14 protein-coding genes, 1 tRNA gene and 1 pseudogene are annotated in these 22,802 nt (G+C 71.1%); 10 read left to right on the forward strand and 6 right to left on the reverse strand.

What is annotated here, in order from left to right; all coding sequences use genetic code 11:
- The first annotated feature begins 300 nt into the window (after positions 1 to 300).
- Both MK786_RS08695 and MK786_RS08700 read left to right on the forward strand, forming a co-directional pair.
- The gene (locus tag MK786_RS08695) at positions 301 to 708 is read left to right on the forward strand and encodes a dehydrogenase (RefSeq protein WP_241111831.1); all 408 of its coding nucleotides are present in this window, start codon (positions 301 to 303) and stop codon (positions 706 to 708) included.
- 78 nt (positions 709 to 786) lie between these two features.
- A complete protein-coding gene (locus MK786_RS08700) occupies positions 787 to 1,179 on the forward strand; it encodes a hypothetical protein (protein ID WP_241111832.1) in 393 nt (130 codons plus the stop codon).
- Between the two features lie 21 nt (positions 1,180 to 1,200).
- Here MK786_RS08700 and radA read toward each other — a convergent pair whose 3' ends face one another.
- The gene (gene radA, locus MK786_RS08705) at positions 1,201 to 2,571 is read right to left on the reverse strand and encodes a DNA repair protein RadA (protein ID WP_241111833.1); all 1,371 of its coding nucleotides are present in this window, start codon (positions 2,569 to 2,571) and stop codon (positions 1,201 to 1,203) included.
- 58 nt (positions 2,572 to 2,629) lie between these two features.
- On the opposite strand from radA, the gene MK786_RS08710 reads away from it, so the two are divergent.
- Positions 2,630 to 3,097, forward strand: coding sequence for an SRPBCC domain-containing protein (locus MK786_RS08710; protein ID WP_241111834.1), 468 nt, complete (start codon positions 2,630 to 2,632; stop codon positions 3,095 to 3,097).
- Between the two features lie 22 nt (positions 3,098 to 3,119).
- On the opposite strand, the gene MK786_RS08715 is transcribed toward MK786_RS08710, so the two are convergent.
- Both MK786_RS08715 and MK786_RS08720 read right to left on the reverse strand, forming a co-directional pair.
- Positions 3,120 to 3,893, reverse strand: a complete 774-nt coding sequence (locus MK786_RS08715) for a hypothetical protein (protein WP_241111835.1) — start codon at positions 3,891 to 3,893, stop codon at positions 3,120 to 3,122.
- Positions 3,894 to 3,896: 3 nt separating this feature from the next.
- Positions 3,897 to 4,850, reverse strand: coding sequence for an L-lactate dehydrogenase (locus MK786_RS08720; protein WP_241111836.1), 954 nt, complete (start codon positions 4,848 to 4,850; stop codon positions 3,897 to 3,899).
- A 97-nt stretch (positions 4,851 to 4,947) separates the two neighbouring features.
- On the opposite strand from MK786_RS08720, the gene MK786_RS08725 reads away from it, so the two are divergent.
- The gene (locus MK786_RS08725; protein ID WP_241111837.1) at positions 4,948 to 5,835 is read left to right on the forward strand and encodes a class II glutamine amidotransferase; all 888 of its coding nucleotides are present in this window, start codon (positions 4,948 to 4,950) and stop codon (positions 5,833 to 5,835) included.
- On the opposite strand, the gene MK786_RS08730 is transcribed toward MK786_RS08725, so the two are convergent.
- Complete coding sequence (locus MK786_RS08730; protein WP_241111838.1) at positions 5,811 to 7,205, reverse strand: MFS transporter; 1,395 nt, start codon at positions 7,203 to 7,205, stop codon at positions 5,811 to 5,813. The two genes, MK786_RS08725 and MK786_RS08730, sit on opposite strands and share 25 nt — an antisense overlap.
- 236 nt (positions 7,206 to 7,441) lie before the next feature.
- Between MK786_RS08730 and MK786_RS08735 the strand changes: the two genes are divergently transcribed.
- From MK786_RS08735 to MK786_RS08745, 3 genes are all read left to right on the forward strand, one after another.
- Positions 7,442 to 14,296, forward strand: a complete 6,855-nt coding sequence (locus tag MK786_RS08735; RefSeq protein WP_241111839.1) for a DUF6603 domain-containing protein — start codon at positions 7,442 to 7,444, stop codon at positions 14,294 to 14,296.
- A complete protein-coding gene (locus tag MK786_RS08740) occupies positions 14,296 to 18,048 on the forward strand; it encodes a hypothetical protein (RefSeq protein WP_241111840.1) in 3,753 nt (1,250 codons plus the stop codon). The genes MK786_RS08735 and MK786_RS08740 overlap by 1 nt, the downstream gene beginning before the upstream one ends.
- 56 nt (positions 18,049 to 18,104) lie before the next feature.
- Positions 18,105 to 18,195, forward strand: a tRNA-Ser gene (locus MK786_RS08745).
- Between the two features lie 107 nt (positions 18,196 to 18,302).
- On the opposite strand, the gene MK786_RS16540 is transcribed toward MK786_RS08745, so the two are convergent.
- Entirely contained in the window at positions 18,303 to 18,473 is a 171-nt protein-coding gene (locus MK786_RS16540) for a hypothetical protein (RefSeq protein ID WP_374200458.1), read from the reverse strand.
- A gap of 6 nt (positions 18,474 to 18,479) precedes the next feature.
- Positions 18,480 to 18,590, reverse strand: a pseudogene (locus tag MK786_RS16545) (hypothetical protein); the annotation flags it as partial.
- Between the two features lie 165 nt (positions 18,591 to 18,755).
- On the opposite strand from MK786_RS16545, the gene MK786_RS08755 reads away from it, so the two are divergent.
- The 3 genes from MK786_RS08755 to MK786_RS08765 all read left to right on the forward strand — a co-directional run bounded on the left by MK786_RS08755 (position 18,756) and on the right by MK786_RS08765 (position 22,759).
- A protein-coding gene (locus tag MK786_RS08755) for an IS3 family transposase (RefSeq protein WP_241111841.1) occupies positions 18,756 to 20,008 on the forward strand; the annotation gives its coding sequence in 2 pieces (ribosomal slippage) (positions 18,756 to 19,038 and positions 19,038 to 20,008; 1,254 coding nt in all).
- A 430-nt stretch (positions 20,009 to 20,438) separates the two neighbouring features.
- Positions 20,439 to 21,353: an ABC transporter substrate-binding protein gene (locus MK786_RS08760; RefSeq protein WP_241111842.1), complete on the forward strand. Its 915-nt coding sequence runs from the start codon at positions 20,439 to 20,441 to the stop codon at positions 21,351 to 21,353.
- The gene (locus MK786_RS08765; RefSeq protein WP_241111843.1) at positions 21,350 to 22,759 is read left to right on the forward strand and encodes an asparaginase domain-containing protein; all 1,410 of its coding nucleotides are present in this window, start codon (positions 21,350 to 21,352) and stop codon (positions 22,757 to 22,759) included. The genes MK786_RS08760 and MK786_RS08765 overlap by 4 nt, the downstream gene beginning before the upstream one ends.
- Positions 22,760 to 22,802: the final 43 nt, after the last annotated feature.

Consider the following 22,802-nt stretch of genomic DNA (forward strand, 5'->3'; position numbering starts at 1 on the left):
ACAGGTGAGCGGGGTGGGGGTGGAGGGTGCGGGGTTCGCCTGTCGCATTGTGCTGGTCGCCCCGACGCTTCGTGACAGGTGAGCGGGGTGGGGGCGGAAGGTGCGGGGTTCGCCTGTCGCATTGTGCTGGTCGCCTCGACGTTTCGTGACAGGTGAGCGGGGTGGGGGTGGAGGGTGTGGGTTCGCCTGTCGCATTGTGCTGGTCGCCCCGACGTCTCGTGACAGGTGAGCGAGGGTGGGGTGGGGTGGGAGGCGCGAGGGCGCGGCTACCTCGCCTGACCGGGCGTCTACGCTGGACGGGTGGCCGGCAAGAAGCGCGCGAAGAAGAAGGAACCCCTCGAGTTCCGCAACACGCAGCTGAGCGACGCGCTGCAGACCCAGGACATGGCGGCCGTCGCGTTCGCGCTGCGGCACGGGCCGACCGTCGTGCCGCTGATGCGCCCCGGTCAGCGTGACAACCCGCTCGACGTCGGCGAGGTCTGGACCTACCGCGACCCCCGCACCGGCGACATCGCCCTGCTGCTCTTCAGCGACGTGGCGCACAAGCCCGAGACCCTCCCGCCGGGGGTCGCGCTGCAGTCTCCGGCGTGGCTGCGAGCCTTCCTCGGCACGCACGAGGAGGAGATCACCACGGTCTTCTTCGACATCGCCGGCCCCCACCCGCTGCAGGCGACGCCGGCCGATCTGATCGCCGCGCTCGACGCCTGATCGCCTCGGCCCGGCACTGCGGGCTCTCTTCGCCTCGCGCGCCCGAGCACGCGCGGATCGCGATGCTAGCCTCGGGCCATGTTCCGAGTGGTGGGATGCCTCGTGCTCGCGGTCGTCAGCGCCGCAGTGCTCAGCGCGTGCACGTCCGCCGCGGACATCCCCGATTCCGGGCCCCTCGCCGTGCACCCACGACCGGAAGCCGGCATGGACGCCCTCCTCGAGGGCGTCCTCCGCGCCGACGACGGCTGCGTGCGCGTCGAGCACGAGGGGGGCACCGCGGTGCCGACGTTCCCTGCGGGCGACGCCTCATGGTCGGGCGACACGCTGACCTGGCGCGGCGACGAATACACCGACGGCGATGCGATCGCCCTCGGCGGTGGCTTCATGGGCACAGCGTCGGCTCCGTCGTCGGACGGCTACATGCCGGAGGCCTGCGTCGGGCTCGAGGTCTTCGTCGTGTCTCCGTACTGACCGCGCGGAAGAACCGACGGCTCAGAACTCGGGAACGTCGCCTCCGCGCACCGGCCGCACGCGCGCCCGGACGTCGTTGAGTGCCCCGCGGAGCGTGCCCGACCGGTTGTCGATCACGTCGGTGTAGCCGAGCCGCCCGGCCTCGGACCGCCGCTGCACCGCCTGGGTCACCGGGCGCACCTCGCCGGCGAGACTGAGCTCGCCCACTGCGGCGAGCGTCTTGGGCGACGACTCGTTGTTCACGGCGCCCGCGACGGCGATCGCGATCGCGAGGTCGGCCGCCGGCTCGGTGAACCGCACGCCGCCGACGGTCGAGACGTAGACGTCCTTGTCGCTGGTCTTGATGCCGCCCCGCTTCTCGAGCACCGCCAGGACCAACGCCACGCGGGCGGCGTCGACGCCGTTCACGATGCGGCGGGGGTTGGGGCTCGTCGCTGTGATCGTGAGGGCCTGCACCTCGACGGGCATGGCGCGCTTGCCTTCGAGCGCGATAGCCACGCACGTGCCGGGCTCGGGAGAGCCGTGGCCGAGGAACAGTGCGCTCGGGTCGGGGACCTCGGCGATGCCGGCGCCGGTCATGTCGAAGCATCCGACCTCGTCTGTCGGCCCGAAGCGGTTCTTGAGCGCCCGCACGAACCTCAGCGATGTCTGCCGGTCGCCCTCGAAGTGGCACACCACATCGACCAGGTGCTCGAGGATGCGCGGGCCCGCGATCGTGCCGTCCTTGGTCACGTGCCCGACGATGATCACGGGCAGCCCGCGCTCCTTCGCGACCCGGATGAGAGTGGAGGCCACCTCTCGCACCTGCGACGGGTGCCCGGCCATGCCCTCGGACAGCGACGACGCGACGGTCTGCACGGAGTCGACGATCAGCAGCTCGGGCCGCACCTCGTCGACGTGCCCGAGGATCGTCGCGAGGTCGGTCTCGCTCGCGAGATAGAGCTCGTCGTGCAGCGCGCCGGTGCGCTCGGCGCGCAGGCGCACCTGGGCGGTGGACTCCTCGGCAGAGGCGTACAGCACCCGCCGCCCCGCCTTGGCCGACTGCGCCGCCACCTCGAGCAGCAGCGTCGACTTGCCGACGCCCGGTTCGCCCGACAGCAGGATCGCCGCGCCCGGCACGACTCCACCGCCGAGCACGCGGTCGAACTCGCCGACGCCGCTCGTGCGCCGGGGCGCGTCGGTCGTGTCGATCCGCGTGATGGGCTGCGCCGCCCGGCCGGCGCCGGGGGCGATCGGCGTCATCGATCGCAGGAGCCCCGTGGGCTCGGATGCCTCGACCACGGTGCCCCACTGCTGGCACTCGCCGCAGCGGCCGACCCACTTGATCGTCGTCCACCCGCACTCGGTGCAGCGAAACGGCGCGGTCTGCGTGGGTCGTCGGGTGGCGGCCATGGCCTCAGCGTACGTCGAGGTCGCGACATCGCTCCCAGGCGCGGCGTAGGGTGACCGCATGCGGGTGGATGCGGCATCCCGATTCATCGCGGCGGAGCCCGACGACGTCTTCCGCGCGTTCGTCGACCCGGTCGCGGTGGTCGCCTGGCTGCCGCCCGACGGCATGACCGCGCGGTTGGAGCGCTTCGATGCCGCGGCCGGCTACCGCATGGTGCTGACCTACGACGAACCGCCGGCGCAGGGCGGGAAGGCGACGGCGGAGTCGGATGTCGCGGACGTGCGCCGCATCGCCGTCGAGGTCGGCGAGCGCATCGTCGAGGAGGTCGACTTCCCGTCCGACGATCCGGCGTTCGCCGGCACCATGACGATGACGTGGACGTTCACCGAGGGCGACGGCGGGACGTACGTCGACGTCGTGGCGACCGGGGTGCCGCCCGGGATCGACCCCGACGACCACGCCGCCGGGCTGGCGTCGTCGCTGAGCAACCTGGCACGGTTCGTCGAGGGCGGCTCCGGCATCCGCTGATCTTCGCGAAGCCCCACGCGACTCACGCGTCCGGCGTCACGTACGCGGCACCGAGCGCGGCCACCGCCTGCCGTCGCTCCTCGAGCCGGCGATGCAGTTCGCGCTGCGCGTGCTCGATGGTCGCCGCGTCGAGCGGCACGCTGTCGACGCGGGCGACGCCGTGGTGCTCGCGGATGTAGGCCGCGAGCTCGGGGCCCGACTCCCACGACGTGATCAGGCCGTAGCGCGGGCGGTCGCCGCGGTGCCACACAGCGTGCCAGAAGCGCTGGGTGTCGACGATCACGCGGGAGCCGGCGGGCAACGGGATGCGCAGCTCTGTCGACGGGTCGAACCGGTCCCGGCGAAGGAGCAGCAGCGAGTCGGGGTCGTCGGTCAGGTTGAAGAACGCGCGTACGACCCAGCCGGTGCCCTCAGGGTTGAGGCGGTTGTTGTCATCCTGGTGCAGGTTGTAGACCGCGTCGTCGTACGTGTTCGGCTGCAGCTCGATCACCCGGCAGCGCCCGACTCCCGCCCCGGCCTCCTGCGCACGACGCGTCAGGTTCGGGGCGCGGGCGACCTGCGACGGTATCCACACCCCGTCCTTGTCGGCGCGCGGCGGCGTGTGGTTCCAGAAGCCGTTGCACTCGATCTCGCCGGCGTAGCTGGTGAGCGGGGCGAAGCGCGTCACGCCCGACGACCGCCAGCCGGTGTACTCGAGGTCGTGCCACTCGACCGGGTCGCGAGCCTGGTCGTAGCGGTCGAGAACGACGTAGCCCGTCTCGGCGAGTGCCGGAACGGTGATGTGGCCGGGCGTCACGGGTCAGCTCCGCAGCGAGTCGGCCACCTCGCGCAGCGCTTCGGCGGACCGGTGGAAGAGGTCGAGCTCGTGCGAGGCGAACTGGGTCTCGCGCACCGGATGTGCGCCGGTCGCGCTCACGACCGACGGCACCGAGAGGGCGACGCCGTCGACGCCGTGGAAGTCGCGCAGCACGGCCGACACGGGCATCACAGCGTGCTCGTCGTGGAGGATGGCCTCGATGATGCGCGCGCTCGACAGTCCGATCGCGTAGTTCGTCGCACCCTTGCCCTGGATGACCTTGTAGGCGGCGTCGCGCACGTCGACGGCGATCTGATCGAGCTCGGCCGCGCTCATGCGGTCGCCCGCCGGCGTGACCCAGTCGAGGATCGGCACCGTGCCGATGGTCGCACGCGACCACAGCGGGAACTCGGTGTCGCCGTGCTCACCCACGATGTACGCGTGCACGCTTCCGGTCGAGACGCCCGCGCGCTCGGCGAGCTTCCAGCGCAGGCGCGACGTGTCGAGCACCGTGCCCGACGCGAAGATGCGCTCGGGCGGCAGTCCGGTCGCCTCCTGCGCGAGCACCGTGAGCACGTCGCACGGGTTCGTGACGATGACGTAGATCGCCTCGGGCGCCGCCTCGAGCAGCTGCGGCATCATCTTCTTCATGATCCCGGCGTTGACGCCCGCGAGCTCGATCCGGGTCTGGCCGGGGTTCTGCTTCGCGCCCGCCGTGATGACGACGACGTGGGAGCCCTCGACCACCGAGACGTCGCTGCCGCCGATGATGTCGCTCGAACCCGTGAACTGCGTGCCGTGGGCCAGATCGAGCACCTCGGCCTCGACCTTCTCGGTCGCGATGTCGTAGAGCGCCACGTGCCGCGCCGACCCGCGGATCAGCGCGGCGTACGCCGTGCTCGATCCGACGCTTCCGGCGCCGACGATGGTGACTTTCGAATTCTCGATGACGGCCATGCCGCCAGTCTTGCAGTGAGCGGATGCCGCGGGCCAGGCGTGCGCCGTGACAATCACCCTGTTCGGGGTAGGCGCGGTCGCTGTGCCCGGTCGTACGATGACTCGCACCGGGCCGAACGGCCCGTTCCGTCGCGGGTTCGGAGGCAGGATGTGCCGCTGGCTGGCCTACACCGGAGAGCCGCTGCAGCCCTCCACGCTCGTCCTCGACGCGCAGCACTCGGTCGTGGCGATGGCGCTCAACTCGCCCCTTGGCGCGGAGACCGTGAACGGCGACGGGTTCGGGTTGGGCTGGTATCCGGCGGATGCCGCTTCCCCGAGGCATCCCGCTGTCTTCCGCAGCATCGAGCCGGCGTGGCATGACCAGAACCTGCGTGAGATCAGCCAGGCGGTGCGCAGCCCGCTGTTCTTCACGCACGTGCGCGCGGCCGCCGGACCGCCCATCCAGCAGACGAACTGCCATCCGTTCCGGTACGACCGGTGGCTGTTCATGCACAACGGCGGGATCGCGCAGTTCGGACTGATCAAGCGCGACCTGATGCTGGCGGTCGACCCGTCGCTGTACCCGCACATCCAGGGCACGACCGACTCGGAGGTGCTGTTCCACCTCGCTTTGACGTACGGGCTCGCCGACGATCCGGTCGCCGCAGTCGGTACGGCGATCCGTCGCGTCGAGGAGGTGGGGCACGCGGCCGGCGTGCAGTTCCCCATGCAGGGCACACTCGCGGTGTCGGACGGCGAGACGCTGTGGGCGTTCCGGTACTCGTCGCAGGGCCGGTCGCGCACGCTGTTCCACTCCGCGGACGTGCCCGCCCTGCGGACGATGTATCCCGACGCCTCGCGCCTGGAGGCCTTCGGCGATCACGCGCAGGTCGTGGTTTCGGAGCCGCTCAACGACCTGCCCGGCGTGTTCCTCGAGGTGCCCGAGTCTTCCGTCGCCGTGCTCGACCGGGACGGCTTTCGTCACGCGGCGTTCTTGGACGCCTGATCGTCCCCGACCGGGGCCTCGGGATTGCGGATGCCCGCCCACGACACCAGCCCGCCGGCGACCATCATGGCCGCCGTCACGATGGCCGCGCGGTGGAAGCCCTCGAGATCGAGCTGCCCGCCCACGATCGTGGCGAGCATGGCGATCGTGACGAGGCCGGCGACGCGGGCGACCGCGTTGTTCACCGCGGACGCGATGCCGGAGCGCTCGGTGTCGATCGCGCCGAGGATGGCCGAGGTCAGCGGTGCGACGGTGAGCGCGAGCCCCAGCCCCATGAGGATCATGCTCGGCAGCACCTGCCACCAGTAGTCGAAGGCCTCCGACACCGTGAGCAGCAGCAGCGCGCCCGCGCCCATGGTGATCGGGCCGACCGTCATGAACAGCCGCGGACCCCACTTGCCGGCGAGCGCCCCGACCCGCGAGCTGAGCAGGATGAGCAGGATCGTCACGGGAAGGCTCGCCAGCCCGGCGAGCGTGGCAGGGAGTCCGGGCCCCTGCTGCAGGTAGACCACGACGACGAAGCCGTTCAGCGCGAGCGCTCCGTAGATGAACGTGGTCGCGACATTGCCGGTCCAGAAGTTGCGCACCCGGAAGAGATCGAGAGGGAGGATCGGATGCCGCGCGAAGCGCTGGCGGATGATGAACGTCGCGAACAGCCCTGCGCCGACGAGGAGCGGCAGCCAGATCGCCGGTGACGTCCACCCCAGCCGCGGCTGCTCGATGAGCGCGAACACCATCAGGCCGAGGCCGAGGGTGCACAGGGCGGCGCTGAGCCAGTCGATCGCGGCATCCGCTCGTCTGGCGTCTTTCACTCCTGCGCGGGACAGCAGCCACAGCGTGATCGCGATGGGGACCACGTTGATGAGGAAGACGAGGCGCCACGACAGGAAGTCGACGAAGAGGCCGCCGAGGATGGGGCCGGCGATCATCGCCGTGGTGGTCATGGCTGTCCAGATGCCGATCGCCCGGCCCTGCGCGGCTCCGCGGAAGGTCGACGTGATGAGCGCGAGCGAGCTCGGCACGAGGAACGCGCCGGCAGCGCCCTGCAGCGCCCGCGAGACGATGAGGAACTCGGCGGTCGGTGCGAGGGCGATCGCGACGCTGGTGATGCCGAAGCCGATCAGGCCGATGCGCATGACGAACGCCCGGCCGTAGGCGTCTGCGACCGAGCCCGCGACCAGAATGAGGGCGCCGAGGGTGATCAGGTAGGCATCCACCACCCACTGCTGCGTCGTGAGGCCGCCGCCGAGCTCGTCGCTGATCGCGGGGAGGGCGACGTTGACCACCGTGCCGTCGAGGAACGCGACGAACGACGCCAGCACCGCGATGGCGAGGATCGTGCGTTCGCGGCCGGTCATGGTCTGGGGCATGCCGCCAACCTATCCCCGGGGGCGGACGGTGCGGGCCGCTGTGCCCGACGCGTGCCTCTTGCGCACCTCGCGTGCTGGGAGGAAGATGTGGCTCGCCGCAATGGGGGCCCTGTGGACGCGCCGAGTGGGAGTCGACGCGCCGGCATCGGAGTTGCGACCGTTCCACGGAAGTTCCACACAACGAGTGCGCCTTCGGGTGTCGCTCTTTCGGTGATCCATCCTGCGGAAAGGGCGCCATGAGCCTTTGGGACACGCTGTCCGGCGCGGGCGGCGGCGCGGATCGGCTGCGCCCCCTGCTCGAGCAGATGACCGACTCGGTCACCACCTCGACCGACACCGACGAGTTCGGCACGTGGGACGTCACCTCGGTGACGCAGAGCGTGACGAGCATTCCCGGCCTCGATCTCGCGACCGGCGGCATCGGCGGGAGCGGGTCGCTGCTGCAGCTGCGAGATCCGAACCTCACCGTCGCGGTGGGCGAGCTGCGGGCTCCCGCGTCGGGCTGGCGCGTCATCGTCACCGCGCCGCTCGCGGCCATCAGGGTGCCGGGACTCGTCGGCGCCAAGCTCGACGCGCAGGGGCAGCTGATCCCCGACCCGGCCTTCCCCGACGTCTCGTTCGTCGTGCCCCAGCTGCGCGTGCGGGTCATGCAGTTCGCCGGGCAGTCGGTCGCGGTCAAGCTGCTGTCGTCGGCGACGAGCTCTGGCGGCGGCACCGAAGACATCTACGAGTTCGTGCGCATGGAGCCGCCGTACGCGCTCATCGGCCCCGGCTCCACCGTCGGGTTCGCCTACCGCACGGCCGTGCTCGACCTATCGGGCGAGGCGGCGCCGTCGGGCGTGCCACCCGAGGCACGGGTGCAGCCCGCCGCGTGGCAGGGGCTCTTCCTCCCCGAGGTTCGGCTGTTCGTCTCGCCCCAGGGGCTCGAGGGCGTCGCCGTCAGTGCCGGCGTGCGCAACCTCTGGATCGGCGTCGGCGAGCATCAGGGCGTCACCGGCATCTTCGAGGCCGAAGTCGTCAACCGCGGCGGCGCGCCGCGGATCCACGCCAGCTTCCGCGGCCCGGGCGGCCGCTACATCGCCGACCCCGGCATGGGCACCGCGAGGCTGCCTGAGAACTCCGAGATCGTGGTCGACACCGAGGGCGGGATCGCCCCCGTCGCGATCACGATCACCGTCGGGTCGGGGAGTCCGGTGACCGACGATCGGGCGCCCGTCGTCACGCCTGCCACGGGAACCATGACCATCACCGTGACGGCCGACGACGCCGGCCCCGCGTCCGCCGTCGTACGCACCATCACGGTCGCCCGCGACACGACGGGCACCGGCGGGTCGGGCCCCGGCGGCTCCACGACCGAGGTGCGGCCGACGCAGCGCGGCACCCACGTGATCGTCAAGGACAGCGAGACCGCGACGCACGTCACTGTGCGGCTGGAGCCTCGCCGCAGCGTCGCGTGGACGTGGAGCGGCGGCAGCTCGACCGGTGAGACCCTCACGGTGCCGGTCGCCGCCGGCGCGCCGGTGACGGTCACCGCGACCATCCCCGCAGGCATCGCGCAGACGGCCGGATGCTGGTTCCACTACGATCGCCCGACCGCCGGCCAGCTCCCCCCGGCGCCGGTCCCGGCTCCTGTGCCGCCGCTGTCGCCCGAGGAGCAGACGCGCGAGGACGCCCGCCTGGCGTGGGCCGACAGCAACGCCGACATGAGGGACCGCCCCGCGTCCGGGCGCACGACCAGCGCGACCGGGGGCTCCGCGTTCGAGACCGCGATGGCCGCGCGGGTCGCGCAGGTGGGCGCCGGGCAGCAGATCACCGTCGACGGCTACGCCTCGCACGAGGACCCGGGGTCGACCGCTCAGGACAGCCACAACCTGCTGCTCTCGCGACGCCGCATGGAGGCCGCGATGCGCGCCCTCCGCAACGCGGGCTTCACCAACGTGCAGGCGGGGACGCCGCACGGCTCGGCGTTCGCGAACTCGACCGCGACGATCCCCGGGCTGATGGACGGGGTGACTCCCCGGCCCGCCCGGGGTGCGTCGTACTGGTGGCTCGCCGTCGCGCGCTGGCAGCCGATGCCCGCGGTCGAGGAGATCTGCCGCGCCGACGTCACCCGCACGGTGCTGCCGCCCGCCCCGCGCACCGACCCCCGCCCGCCGCAGGCGCAACGGCCGGACTGCTTCCGCAAGATCGGTGTGCGCGTCGAGATCGTGCGCGACACGCTCGTGCGGGCGGAGATCTACGGCGAGTTCGACATCGAGACCGCAGCGGAGTCGTCGCTCGCCCGCCGCGGCGAGAGCCCGCTGCGTTCGGGCGCGCGCAACGCGTCGGACGGCATCTGCCTGTTCCTCGTGCGCCTGCGACTCAGCGAGGACCGGGCGGCCTGGGATGTGACGGCGGAGTTCCGCGCGGCCGAGCAGGACCTCGACGGGCTCGCGATCATGACCGAGGGCGAGGCGAACCCCGACACCCTCAACGTGCTCGGCGCGCTCGCCGTGATGGCGCCCCTCACCGCCAGTGCCGTCGAGCTCTCGCCCGCGGCCGGCGCGATCGTCGCGCTCGGCAGCGTCGCGCTCGGCGCCAGCGACGTGCTGCACACGCACGAGCTGATGCTGCGCGGCGGGGAACTCGTGGTGTCGAGCGGCGTGCTCGGACCGGACGGCATCACCGCGGCATCCGATCGGGGTGTGCAGATCAGCATCCTGCTGGATCTCGAGATCGCGTTCAGCTTCGACATCGAACTGGTGCGCGTCGACCCGGCCAAGCCGATCAAGGCACGCTACAAGGCGATCGGCGTGCGGTCGGAGTGGGGCACCGGCTCGACTCCCCTCGAGTACGTGCCGCTGCCGGTGTTCGACCCGAGCCGCGGCTACTCGCTCGACGTTCCGGCCGGGGCGCTCACGGCCACGCCCCCACTCGACGAGATCCTGCGGATCCTCGGCTTCCGCGTGAGCCGCGACAACCCGACCTATCTCGAGGTCGAGGTGGGCCTCGGCGTCGACCTCGGCATCGTCAGCGTCGACGCCGTGCGCGTGCGCGTGCGGCTCGACGGGCCGCCTCTCGACCTGCAGATCACGAAGCTGCGGGCGAGCATCGAGATCCCCGGCACCCTCCACGGGTCAGGATCGCTCGAGTTCACCGAGTTCGGCTTCCGCGGCGCGTTCGACCTCACGGTGACGCCCGTGAACATCCGCGTCGCCGCTGTGCTCGCGGTCGAGCGCGACCCGGCGCGCGGCGTGACGGGCGTGCTCGTCGGCGGGCGCGTCGAGTTCCCGGTGCCGATCCTGCTCGGCAACTCGGGGCTCGGCATCTACGGCTTCATGGGCGGCGTCGGCGTCAACTACCGCCGTGACGAGTCGCCCTTCGCCGGGTCGCTCACGCCGGCGCTGGACTGGGTCATGGCCCAGTACCCGCGAACGGGGCAGGTGATGGCGCCGGAGGGCTGGACGCTCGAGCCCGGCGCGTTCGCGTTCGCGGCCGGCATCGCGGTCGGGACCGTCGACGGCGGGTTCACCGTGCACCTCGACGGCATCGTGCTCATCGAGCTGCCAGGCCCGCGACTGCTGCTCATCATGAAGGCCGACGTGCTGAGTCTTCCTCCGATGTTCGGCAGCAACCAGACGGCGACGTTCCTCGCCGTGCTCGACATCGACTTCGCCGCGGGCAAGATCCTGATCGGCATCGTCGCCGCCTACGAGATCGAGAGCATCCTCAAAGTACGCGTGCCCGTCACCGCGAGCTTCGAGACGGCGAACCCCGAGAACTGGTTCGTCGACCTCGGCCGGTTCCCCGAGGCGGAGCGCGTCACCGTCTCGGTGCTCGACGTGATCCGCGGCAGCGGCTACCTGATGGTGCACGGCAACGGCATCACCCTCGCCACCGAGCCGGTGCTCTCGGTGCCCTCCGGCTTCGCGGTCGCGACCGGCTTCCATCTGCAGGCCGTGCTGATGGGGAGCAAATCGGTCGGCCTGTACCTCGAGGTCGCCGCCGGCTTCGACGCGATCCTCGGGCTCGACCCGTTCTACCTGGCCGGCATCATCTACGTGCGCGGCGAGCTGCGCCTGTGGATCGTGGGCATCTCGGCCAGCGCGAAGCTCGAGGTGCAGGTCGGCACGCGGGAGAACCCCGACGGCACCATCACCCAGGAGCCGTACGTGCATGGCGAGGTGTGCGGCAGCGTCGACTTCTTCTTCTTCTCCGTCAAGGGATGCGTGAGCCTCACGATCGGCGCACCCCCGACGCCCACGCCGAAGCCGCGCGACCTGGTCGCGGGCGTCTCGCTCATCTCGAGGACCCCCGCGAAGGTCGAGGGCACCGGAGCCGGCGACGTCATCGACGGCAAGCTCGGCGACGCGGCGCGCTCGGGCACCGCCGAGCCGGTGCCCGTGGTGCCCATCGACGCGATCCCGCTGATCGCGTTCCACACCGCGCCGCAGATGAACGGCGGCCCGGGCGGGACCGACGTCGAGATCCTCGGCGAACCGCCGGTCAACCTGCCCGCGGGCGGTCCGAACTTCTGGACCCGTGTCGGCGACCGCTGGTGGCGCTACCGCGTCAACGCGGTCACGCTCACCGGAGGCGTCGGCCCCGGCGATGCGCCGAGCACGTGGATCAAGCCGCTCGCCGCCACCGGACCGCACGCCGGCCCGACGCTGGCTCTGCTCGACTGGCTGCCGACGGCCACGCCGACCGCGGTGCCGTACGGCGAGAACCTCGTCGAGACGGTCCGCCACCAGTGGGGCAACGTGTGCTCGCAGGGCGCGCCGCCTGCCCGCGTGCTGTGGACATTCCACGACAGCCCCGACGGCCCGAGCGACGACGGGTGGCGTCTCACCGGTGTCGCGTGGCCGGATCCGCCCGACACCGTGCGCACGCAGGCCGCCGACCTGCGGGTGCGGGTCATCGAGCTGTGGCGCGTCGCCCCGCGCATCGACCTCGTGCAGGGCACGGCGCCGGCGATCGTGATCGGCGACCAAGTGGTGTGCTTCGACCCGGCTGCCGATCCCGTCGACCCGCGTGACCCCTTCGGCCGCTGGGACGGACTGCTGCCCGCCACGTTCAGCGCCGGCGCGTTCGCGAGCGCGGCGTCGCTCGCCGAGGCGACCGCGTTCCTGAGCGACGGCGGATCCCTGCACGATCTCGCGGCGGTGGCCCAGCGGACCGGCTGGGAGGCGCAGGCGGCGGTCCCGATCGAGGACGGCGTGCGTGAGCGCGAGCCCGTGCGTCGGCAGCGGAGAGGGAAGAGCGGATGCCGCGGCGCCGTGCTCCGCTCGCCGTACCGCGACCTCGATCAGCCGGCGCCGTGGGGCACCGAGGAGGACCAGGTGCTTGTCAAGAAAGCGTGGGACGAGACCGGATTCCGGCCCCACGAGCTCGCAGACGCCGTCGCGTTCGTCCGCGACGACGACACGTTCGTCGCCTTCTCGGTACTGCTCCTCGTCGACGAGCGCGGCCTGAACGACGGTGTCGTGATCCGCTGCGAGGCCGCCGACGGCACCGCGCTCGACGAGCGCCCCGTCAGCGGCTCCGACATGCTCGGCGGCGTTCACCGGCTTCCCGACGAGTGGGTCGAGCCCGGCGGGCCGTGGGCCGATCCGGTGTGGCGCGCCGGCGTGATCGCCGGACGGCTGCACCACGGCGGACCGCTGCTGCTGCCGGTCTTCGTGCCGCTCAAGTGGGTGCCCGACGGCACGTCGCGCATCGTCATCGGCCGCCGCCGCGACGACGGGCGGAAGCAGCTCAGCGACCCGTTCGTCGTGGTCGCGGCGACCGGCTCGTTCGCCAGCGAGCGCGAGCGCCACGAGTGGGACGAGCTGACGATCGACCGTGACCGCACGGCGCTCTCGAACGCCTTGTCGAAGGGCGCGGACGACGTCGCGCTGCTCCATCCCGGCACCGACTACAGCATCGCGGTGACGTGGGAGGCGACCAGCAAAGAGGGCGAGGCGCAGCCCGGCATGGGCGACGACGGCGACGGCTGGAACCCCGTCGGCGCGCCGCAGACCTTCGCGTTCCGCACGGCAGACACCGCCCCGATCGATCTCGATCCGTGGATCACGAGCACGTCGCCGAGCATGGACGAGGTCGGCGTGTTCACGCGCGAGAAGGTGAAGATCGTCTTCGCGACCCAGCGGGTCACCGGCCTCTTCAATGCGTACGGCCGCGAACTGCGGGTGACCGTGCGCGCGGCATCCGGAGATCACCCCTCCCCTCCGGGAGGCGGCTCGCCGGCCGACGGCGTGGTGCTTCCGCTCGATCCCGACGGCGTGATCGCGACCCTCGAGAGCGCGGACGGCGTGCTCAAGCCGTGGCACACCGCGGTGCTCGAGGTGATCGGCGAGGACGGCCTCGACTGCGTGAACGTCGACGAAGACGCGACGAACGTCTACACGACGACGCTCGAGTACGACTTCGAGCCGCTGACCGACTACCTCGTCGACGTGCACAGCGTGGTGAAGGGGACGGGTGCCGATCCGATCCTGGTGCACCGCGTCGGGTTCACGACGTCGCGGTTCCGCGACACCGCCGACCTCGCCGCCCTCACCTCGGGTGCGGTCGTCGAGCACCGCGCGGTCGCCGACTTCTCGGCGATCACGGCGCTCGCCGATCAGCCGACCGGCGCCGCCGTCGACGATGCGCTGCAACGCGCCGGACTCGACGTGGAGCCGGTGCCCGACTGGCCGCGCACGCGAGTGCTGTGGAGCGCGGATGCCACGCCGCAGCCTCTCGCCGTGATCGTCGAGGGCAGCGAGCCGCTGTGGCGCACCCGCACGGTTCCGACCTGGGTGTCCGCTCCGCCGGACGCGCCCGATCCGAGCCACGGCTACTGGGCCGGGCGGCCCGGCGAGTGGCTCGTGCTGCGCGCCGACGCCACGGCCGCGGTCGCCGGCGACCTGCCGCGTGCGACGATCCAGCGCATCGTCCGCGGGCCGGGCGGCACGCGGGCCATCGCGATCCTCGGGCCGTCGTCGCGCGGGCGCGAGGCGCGATTCGCCCTGGTGCACCGCGACGTGATGCCCACGACGACGACCGAGACCGCGACGACCGCCGTGCGCGTCGATCTGCAGCGGGCGCCCTGGGAGGTGGAGGACTGATGGCACGCATCGCCGATCCGTTCCGCATGCGGGCGCAGGCAGTCGAAATCGACTGGACCCGGGTCGCCCGCGAGCGCGAGCAGCTGCTGGGCGAGAAGGTCGACTGGGAGCGCATCAAGCGCCGGTTCGGCGACGTCCGCGTCGTGTGGGCGTGCTCCGCCGAGCTCGGCGTGCCGCACGGGCCGTTCACGGTGTGGCGGCGCCCCGTGTCGCAGCGGCGCAAGCCCGAGCCGATCGACGCCGAGGTCATCGGCACCGCCGACGGGTTGCGGCTGAGCTGGGGAGGAGTGGATGCCGGCCGGGTCGTCGTGCACTGCGCACCCTCCGACCCGGCCCAGCCGGTCGGGCTGTTCCTGTACCGGGTGGGCCGCGACGGCCTGGCCGGCACGGTCGGTGCGGCCGCGGTGCGCGTCGCGGCGGGGGCGACAGCCCACTTCGACGTGCGCACCGGCGGCGCGACCTGGGCCGTACTCGTCAACGGCCACACCCCGTCGGTCGCGATCACGACGCTGCACGACATCGTCAACGCCGACGACTGGGAGCCGCTCGAGCTCGTCGGGCTCCCCGTCGACGGCCCCCTGGGTGACTATGACACGAGCGACCAGGGTTGGGTGCACGCGCTGGAGCGTCCGTTCGACGCCGCGGTCCGTCGCCTCAGGCGGGGCGCACCGCCCCTCGGCTGGGACGGGCTGACGCCCTCGGGCGTGCAGGCGCCGCCATGGGAGGAGCCCGACCCGCCCTCGCTCGTCGAGGAGGTGCGGAAGTTCGTCTTCCCCGCCGTCGAGGCGCTGTACGACCCGGGACTCCCCGAGTTCGGCCAGATGCAGACCGAGGCGTGGACGCCGACCACGGCGCCGCACGTCGATGAGGCCTCGACGTCGTCGCTCGACGCGAACGCCGATGTGCGCCCGTGGGCGGTGCTCGGGCTGACGGCGCACGTGGACCCGTTCCTCAATCTCGCGACCGGGTTCGGCTCGGTCTATGTCGTCGAGCCGATCGGCGACGACGACCAGATCCCCATCGGCGGCGACGAGCTGCTCATCACCGCGAAGTACGCGAACGTGCTCGCCCCCGGCGAGCAGGTCATCGAGGGCCAGCCGCTGCCTGGCGGCATGGGATCCGCCGAGTTCGCCGCCTACGCTCCGCGCGGGGCCCGTCTCACGCAGGTGCCCTCACCCGTGCAGCTGACCGCGACACGGGCCGGACTGGTCGAACCGAGACAGCCCGACGAGGCGTGGGGTGAGAGCATCCGACTCTCCTACAAGCGCGCACTTGCGTCGGCCATGCTCGGAACACCCACGCAGCAGGCGGCGATCGTCTCCGACGCGGGCGCTCCGGCCGCCGACGCGATCATCGAGCGACGCAGCCCGCAGGGGTGGCGCACCGTCGCGATCTCGCCGGATGCACCCCAGGGTCAGCCCGGGTTCGATCGTGCGTCACTCATGCACGCGCCCGCCGTCATCCCGCTCGGCAGCGGCGGCCGCTCGGTGCGGTACGGCGTCGCGGTCGCCGACGTGTTCGGTGTGTGGTCGCCGTGGCGCGATGCGGCGTACACCGGGAACGAGCCTGCTCCCGAGCTGTCGGCCATCGTGACCGCGAAGCTCGACACGCGCTATGCCGGATCGACCGCCGCGCCGACGACGCTCGAGGTCGACGTCGCGACGGAGTGGACCCAGCGACGGCCGTCGCGCATCGATGTGCGGGTCGTCTTCCATCCAGTCTCTCCGCCACCCTCCTCGGCGCCGGTGTTATCGCCCACCGGTCCGGTGCCCGCGGGCGGCTTCGCCCGCGACCTCACGGTGACGTTCGCCGGTGACACTCCGACGGGCGTCGGGTGCACGGTCCTGGAGCTGAACGAGGAGGGCACGGCTCCGCTCGGCGGTGGCCCGCGCGGTTCCGGCGCCCGGCGCTACCGGCTGACGACGACGATCCCGACGCTCGACTTCGCGACGGTGCGGCGGTGGGGTGCGGCGCTGTGGACACGTCGCCACCTGCTCGCCGGGCCGACGCCCACCCCGTTCGGCGCGCAGACCGACATTCAGGCGGCGAGCCCCGTGCCGGTGCATCCGCTGCCCCCGCCCCTGCTTCCGGACGTGCCGCTGGCGAGCCTGCCCGACGCCGCGGGCTGTTCGCACGCGTCGGTGTCGTGGAGCCTGCCCGCGGGCGCCGACGCCCGCACTGCCGTCGTGTGGGAGTGCGCCGAGACCGCTCTGCGCCAGACGGCTGGGCTGTCGCCGCAGGCCGACCCGGCGCTCAGTCCGTCCGAGCGGCTGGTCGCGCTGCGTGAGGCGTACGACGCGCTCACGCCCGACCGCCAGCGCGGTGCCTTCCGCCGACTGGTCGAGGTGGACGCCGCCGCGGGTAAGACCGACGTCACGCTGCCGCGCGGATCCACCGACATCCACCTCTTCGCCGTCACGATCGTCTCGTCGACCGCGATCGAGTCGCCCTGGCCGCAGGGCACCGGTGGGACCCAGCCGCACGAGCACCTGCGCGTCGTCATCGCCCCGCGCCTGAGTCGTCCCGAACCGCCCGTGGTGCGGTCGTCGCCGGTCGCCGTGACGACGGGGACTGAAGTGCTCCTCCGGCTCCAGGCCGCGAGCGCGCTGCCCGTCGAGACGTTCCGCCTGCTGCGCACCCGCAGCGACCGGGCCGCCCTGCGTGCCGACACGATGGGACCGGCGTTCGCCGAAGCGGTCGCGCAGGTGAAGCTCGACGGCACGACGCCCGTGCGCGACGCGGTCACGGGCCAGCTCGTCTACGAGGCGCAGTGGCAGGGCACGCTGCCGCCGGCGTGGACGCCGTGGCTGGTGCGGGCGATCGCCGTGCCGCAGGCGATCGAGCCCCAGCGCGCGGTCCGCGGGCTCCACTCGCCCGCGTCGGACGTCGTCACGGTGCTCGCCGCGCCCGACACCCCGCCGGTGCTCGAAGACCTCGTGTCGGCCGAGACCGACGCCGCCCACACCGGCCTGGTCGTCCGCTCTGCCACGACGGCCCCCATCGCCGCGGTCGATCTCGGCGAGCACACGCTGCGCGCCGTGATCACCGGGGCAGGTCCGGCGCCGATCGAGGTCGGGCCGGTGTCGCTGGCGTCGCTCGACGAGACTCCGCTCACCACGCCTCCCGGCGGGCCGGCGGTGATTCAGCGGGGGGTGCGGTCGGCGGGCCGGTCGCCGCTTGCGCTGTGGTTCGAGAGAGCGGATGCCGCGGCATCCGTCACCGTGGATCTCACGATCACCGACCCCCGCGGCCGGAGCACCACCCGCTCGATCGCGATCGAAGGGTGGACGCCTCCGCCACCTCCGCCGGCCGCAACGCTGGATCTGATCGGGATCACGCCGCGCGCGCTCGCCGGGGTCGTGGTCGTGGTCGCGACGGATGCCTCGCTCGACCAGCCGTACCGGCTGCGGGTGAGCGCTGCGCGCGGGCGCGGGCGTGATCCGTTCGGGCGTGATCCGTTCGGGCGTGATCCGTTCGAGCGTGACCCGTTCCGGCGCCCGCAGCCGTTCCCGCCGGGGCCGTTCTTCCCGCCGCTGCGCGGGCTGCGGGCCGAGGTGGAGCTGGCCTCCGTTCCGCTCACGCCGAGGCCGCCGCTCGTCGACGGGACGATCTCGTTCCGGCGTGTGCGGCGCATCGGCCGGTTCATCGGATCGACCGTCGAGATCGGCGTGCCGCTGGGGGCGCCGGTGTCGGTCGTGGTCACGCTGATCGCGCCCGACGGCGCCGAGGTGTCGGTCACCGCGGAGGCGTGAGGCAGGCTCGGCGGCTCGATTGGCGGGTTCGCGCGGCGTGACGTAAACTTTTCCGCGGTGACGTGTCCGAGCGGCCGAAGGTGCAACTCTCGAAAAGTTGTGTAGGGTAACCCCCTACCGTGGGTTCAAATCCCACCGTCACCGCCACTTCGAAGCCCCGCGAACCAGTGGAAACACTGGGATCGCGGGGCTCTTCTATTCCCACGTTTCGCCCCGTGAGAACAGATTGAGAACAATCGTTGCTGATCTCGTTCTTAGAGGCCGATGCCTGGCGCCGTCGGTGGCAGCGGGAACGGCGCCTGTACGGCGGCGTGGATCGATCGGTCTCGCGCCTGGCTGAGGGCGGTTGCGCCGGCATCTAGGTCGTCGTCGAACAGGTCGGCGTAGGTATCGAGGGTCATCGCGGCCGAGGCGTGGCCGAGCATGCGTTGGACGGCCTTGACGTTTGCGCCGGCGCTGATCGCGAGGCTTGCTGCTGTGTGGCGGAGGTCGTGGGGCGTGACGCGTGGGAAGGTCGGGTCGTCTCGTTGAGCACGTTTCACTGCCTTGGCGAACCAGCCGTCCTGCGAGTTGGGAAGGCGGAGGTGATCTGTCCCGTCGCCAAAGAGGAGGTTCGTTGAGTCCTTGCCGGCGAGCAGCGGTCGGATGACGGGGTCTGACTCACCCCGGCATGTCCGGAGACATGATTCCTTGGAAGGATCTGTCTCATGGGACGTCCCAGCAAGTATCCGCGCGAGCTTCGTGAGCGCGCTGTCCGCATGGTCGCCGAGTTGCGGCCCGACTATCCGAGTGAGTACGCCGCGATGACGGCGACCGCGCAGATGCTCGGCATCGGCTCGCCGGAAACCATCCGGACCTGGATCCGCCGCAACCAGGTCGACACCGGGCAACGGCCGGGGGTCACGACCGAGGCGGCGGAGGAGATCAAGCGGCTCAAGCGGGAGAATGCCGAGTTGCGTCGCGCGAACGAGATCTTGAAGGCGGCATCGGCTTTCTTCGCGGCCGAGCTCGACCGGCCACAGAAGCGATAGTCGCGTTCATCAGCGACCACAAGGACCGCCGTGATGGCGGGCTGCGATGGGGTGTCGAGTCGATCTGCGCCGTGCTCACCCAGCACGGCTGCAAGGTGGCCCCATCGACCTACTACGATGCTCGCGGGCGCGGGTCGTCGTCGCGGAAACTGTTGGATGAGCGGTGGAAGCCGATCATCCTGCAGACGTGGATCGACCATCGAAAGGTTCTCGGCGCCCGCAAGCTCTGGCTGCGGCTCCGCCGTGATGGGCACGACATCGCGCGTTGCACGGTCGAACGCCTCATGCGAGAACTCGGGATCGCTGGCGTCGTCCGCGGGAAGCGCAAGCGCCCGGTCGACACGGATCTGCGGGAGACCAGGCCAGCCGACCTCGTCGACCGGCACTTCGCGAGGTTCCGCACGAACCAGTTCTGGGTCGCCGACTTCACCTACGTCTGGATGTGGTCGGGGTGGGTCTATGTCGCGTTCGTGTTCGATGCGCACTCCCGCCGCATCCTCGGCTGGCGCGCCGCCACGAGCATGACCACGCCGCTCGTGCTGGACTGCCTCGACATGGCTCTGTGGACCCGCCGTCGTGAAGGCGTCGCTGGGTTCGGCGGGCTCACGCATCACACCGATGCGGGCAGCGTCTACACGTCGATCGCCTTCACCGACCGGCTCTTCGACGAGGGCATCGATCCGTCCGTCGGCAGCGTCGGCGACGCCTACGAGAACTCTCTCGCAGAGTCGCAGATCGGGCTCTACAAGTCCGAACTCATCCACCACGACGGCCCGTGGCGGGACGTCGACCAGGTCGAGGCGGCGACTGCGTCCTGGGTGCTGTGGTTCAACACCGAACGCACCCACGGCTCGATCGACGACCTCACCCCACTCGAGGTCGAGCAGCTCGACTACGCTCGCATCGAACCGGTCGAGAGAGCCGGCTGACACCAACAACAACTCTCCGGACATGCCGGGGTGAGTCAAACCCAAGATCAGGCAGACTGACCGAACGACAACGAGGTGGCCTCGTTTTCACACGTCGCAATGGCCTAATTTTCGAGCGTCGTCGACAGCACTGCCGGAGGGTGCAATCGGGCGCGTGCGCCCGCCCTCCCGGGACCGGAAGCGACGCTCTTCGTGCGATCCAGCCTGACCCGCTCGGCCCCGCGAGGCGTCGGCGGGAGGCCAAGCTCCGCGACGCGGTAGAGAGTCGCTCTCCGTGGATCCCGACGAGTTCGGCCGTTCCTAGATGCGCGGCGATCCCGTTCGCCCTGATGGCGCGAGAGATGCGACGTTTACAAAGGCGCAACAAAAGAGGTCTGTACGCAATTCGATATAGCGAGTAGCGTGTGGTGCACATCGAAAGGAGCAGTGAATGAACAACGAACGAAAGCACCGTCCTTACTCACTGATCGGCGCTGCAGCAGCGCTGATCCTCACGCTGTCGGCCTGTGCTTCCACGCCGAACGCAGGCGAACCCACAGGCGGTTCCTCTGCCGATCCGGGCGCGGTGGACCAAGAGCTCGTCGCGCTGCTCCCCGACGACATCCGGGAGCGCGGAACGCTCGTCATTGGCGCCTCTCTGGACTATCCGCCCGACAACTTCATGGAGGATGACGGCACCACGCCCACCGGGTACATGGTCGACATCCTCCAGGCCGTCGCAGACCGCGTCGGAGTCGAGATCGACTATCAGCGCGTCGATTTCGCCAGCGTGCTCACCGGCATCGAAGCCGGCCGGTACGACGGCGGCATCAGCTTCCTCGACTCCAAGGAGCGACAGGAGGTCGTCAACGTGGTTGGCGTCTACGGTGCAGCGCAGTCCTTCCTCGTCATGGACGGCAACGACATCGACGTCCCCCCGTGCGGGCTGAAGGTCGGTGTGGGCGCCGGATCCATCGAGGAGACGTACCTCGGCCGGATGTCGGACGACGAGTGTGTCGCCGAGGGCGAAGAGCCCATCGAGATCCTCACCTCGCCGAGCAACCCGCAAGCGCAGACGGCGATGTCGTCCGGCCGGGTCGAGGCTGTCTTCGGCTCCACCGCCGCTGCGGCGTGGGCAGTCGAAGAGTCGGACGGTGCGTTCGCCATCGCGGGCGAGCCCTTCAAGCTGACCGACAGCCCTCTGACTGGAATCGCCGTCAACAAGGAGCGCATGGACATCGCCGAAGCGCTCCAGGCCGTCGTGCAGGCGCTGATCGACGACGGCACCTATCAGAGCATTCTCGACGAGTGGGGTGTGGCGGGCATCGCCGTCGACACGGCGACCGTGAACGGGGCGACGGAGTGACCGACGCCGAGGTCCGCCCCCTCATCGCGGTCATCACCGGACCCACCGCGACGGTCGTGAACACGACACCGATCGCCGCAGGTTCTGGCGCGCTCGCTCCGCAGCGGATCGCGCGATCGATCGAGGTGGAGGTGGACCTCGGCAGCGCCCACCCGCAGATCCGCGGCCTGAAGGGTTCGACGACCCTCACCCTTCCGGCCGGCAGTCTCATCCCTCTGCCGGTGGGAACCGACGTCGAACCCGAGCAAACCTTCTTCGCCGACGCATCCCGCCTCTACGAGGAGATCGACGCGCTCGAACTCGACGACGACGGTGTTCCGTTCGCGCTGGCCAGGCAAGCGGACTTCACGCATCACCGGGCTGGCGCCCCCGGCGGTCTCCCCGGAGAGACGCCCGGTGTGGACTACTTCGCCTACGGCGACGGACCGCATCGTTCTGAGCCCGACTTCTCCGCGCTGCTAAGGATCACGAACGCCGTGCAGGTGGTCGCAGATGGGCCCTGCACTGGTATCCAGTGGCTCGAGGGCACGCCGGTCATCGAGGAGACGCTGTACTGGCTCGGTCTGCTGATCGATACGCGCAAGCCGATCGTCGGCCAGGTCGCGCAGCGACTGCATCGGAGCATCAGCCACGACGGACCCAGGAACATCGCGGACGGAGTTCGATTCATCGCCTCGGGAGCGTGGGATGCTTCCGAGCCGATCGGCCCCGTCCTGGTTGCCGACGGGCTCGTGTTCTCGGGGCGGGATGTCGTCAAGACGGCCGCCCGGCCCGGCGGCTACAGCGGCGGCCTATACGGGCCGCTCGCGACGATCGATGCGATCGAGCGGCTCGGCATGCACTATCTGCCGACGCGGCGCACGCTGGCCTCGTCGGAGCTGAATGTCTCTGCGCTTCCGCGTCGGGTCAGGGGCCTCCGCGGCGACGTGGAGATCACGACGACCGGCGACCGGCCGAGGCTCGTCGAGTCGGTTCAGGTGGCGGTCGACATCGTGAAGTACGGCCGGTACGAGCTCTCGGGATCCGCGGACCCGAGCGGGATCGAACGACGAGTCGAACAGCTCGCGCAGGTGGCCGACCTCGGTGGATTCGTCCTCGAGGGCCTCACGCAGAACGGCTGGGCGACCATCGGGATCGAACGCGCCCTGCGAGCCGCGCACTTCTCGGGCATGCCGGTGGTGTGGACAGGTCGCGGTCAGCCGGCCGGCCCCGGCGGTCTGCCGCCGGCGCCCTTCATCTCGGCGGCGGGGCTCCCCGCGCAGAAGGCCCGCATCCTCCTGATGGCCGCCCTGCTCCGCTTCGGAGCCGCACCCTCGGCCGCCGACCCCATCCATCCGACCGACGCCGAGCGTGCCGCGATCGACGAGCACACCTCGATGATCCAGCGCGTCTTCGACTCGCACTGACAGCAAGGGAGATGCTGTGAAAACTGCAATGTCGCGTATCACG

The sequence above is a fragment of the Microbacterium sp. CFH 31415 genome (assembly GCF_022538185.1).
In the GTDB taxonomy this organism is placed as follows: domain Bacteria; phylum Actinomycetota; class Actinomycetes; order Actinomycetales; family Microbacteriaceae; genus Microbacterium.

What these genes read in the sequence shown, in the direction of transcription:
- MK786_RS08720 (WP_241111836.1), bottom strand. Translation starts at nt 4,850, where the DNA reads ATGGCCGTCATCGAGAATTCGAAAGTCACCATCGTCGGCGCCGGAAGC.
- MK786_RS08760 (WP_241111842.1), top strand. Translation starts at nt 20,439, where the DNA reads ATGAACAACGAACGAAAGCACCGTCCTTACTCACTGATCGGCGCTGCA.
- radA (WP_241111833.1), bottom strand. Translation starts at nt 2,571, where the DNA reads ATGGCCGCCACCCGACGACCCACGCAGACCGCGCCGTTTCGCTGCACC.
- MK786_RS16540 (WP_374200458.1), bottom strand. Translation starts at nt 18,473, where the DNA reads ATGCTCGGCCACGCCTCGGCCGCGATGACCCTCGATACCTACGCCGAC.
- MK786_RS08735 (WP_241111839.1), top strand. Translation starts at nt 7,442, where the DNA reads ATGAGCCTTTGGGACACGCTGTCCGGCGCGGGCGGCGGCGCGGATCGG.
- MK786_RS08740 (WP_241111840.1), top strand. Translation starts at nt 14,296, where the DNA reads ATGGCACGCATCGCCGATCCGTTCCGCATGCGGGCGCAGGCAGTCGAA.
- MK786_RS08700 (WP_241111832.1), top strand. Translation starts at nt 787, where the DNA reads ATGTTCCGAGTGGTGGGATGCCTCGTGCTCGCGGTCGTCAGCGCCGCA.
- MK786_RS08725 (WP_241111837.1), top strand. Translation starts at nt 4,948, where the DNA reads ATGACTCGCACCGGGCCGAACGGCCCGTTCCGTCGCGGGTTCGGAGGC.
- MK786_RS08730 (WP_241111838.1), bottom strand. Translation starts at nt 7,205, where the DNA reads ATGCCCCAGACCATGACCGGCCGCGAACGCACGATCCTCGCCATCGCG.
- MK786_RS08710 (WP_241111834.1), top strand. Translation starts at nt 2,630, where the DNA reads ATGCGGGTGGATGCGGCATCCCGATTCATCGCGGCGGAGCCCGACGAC.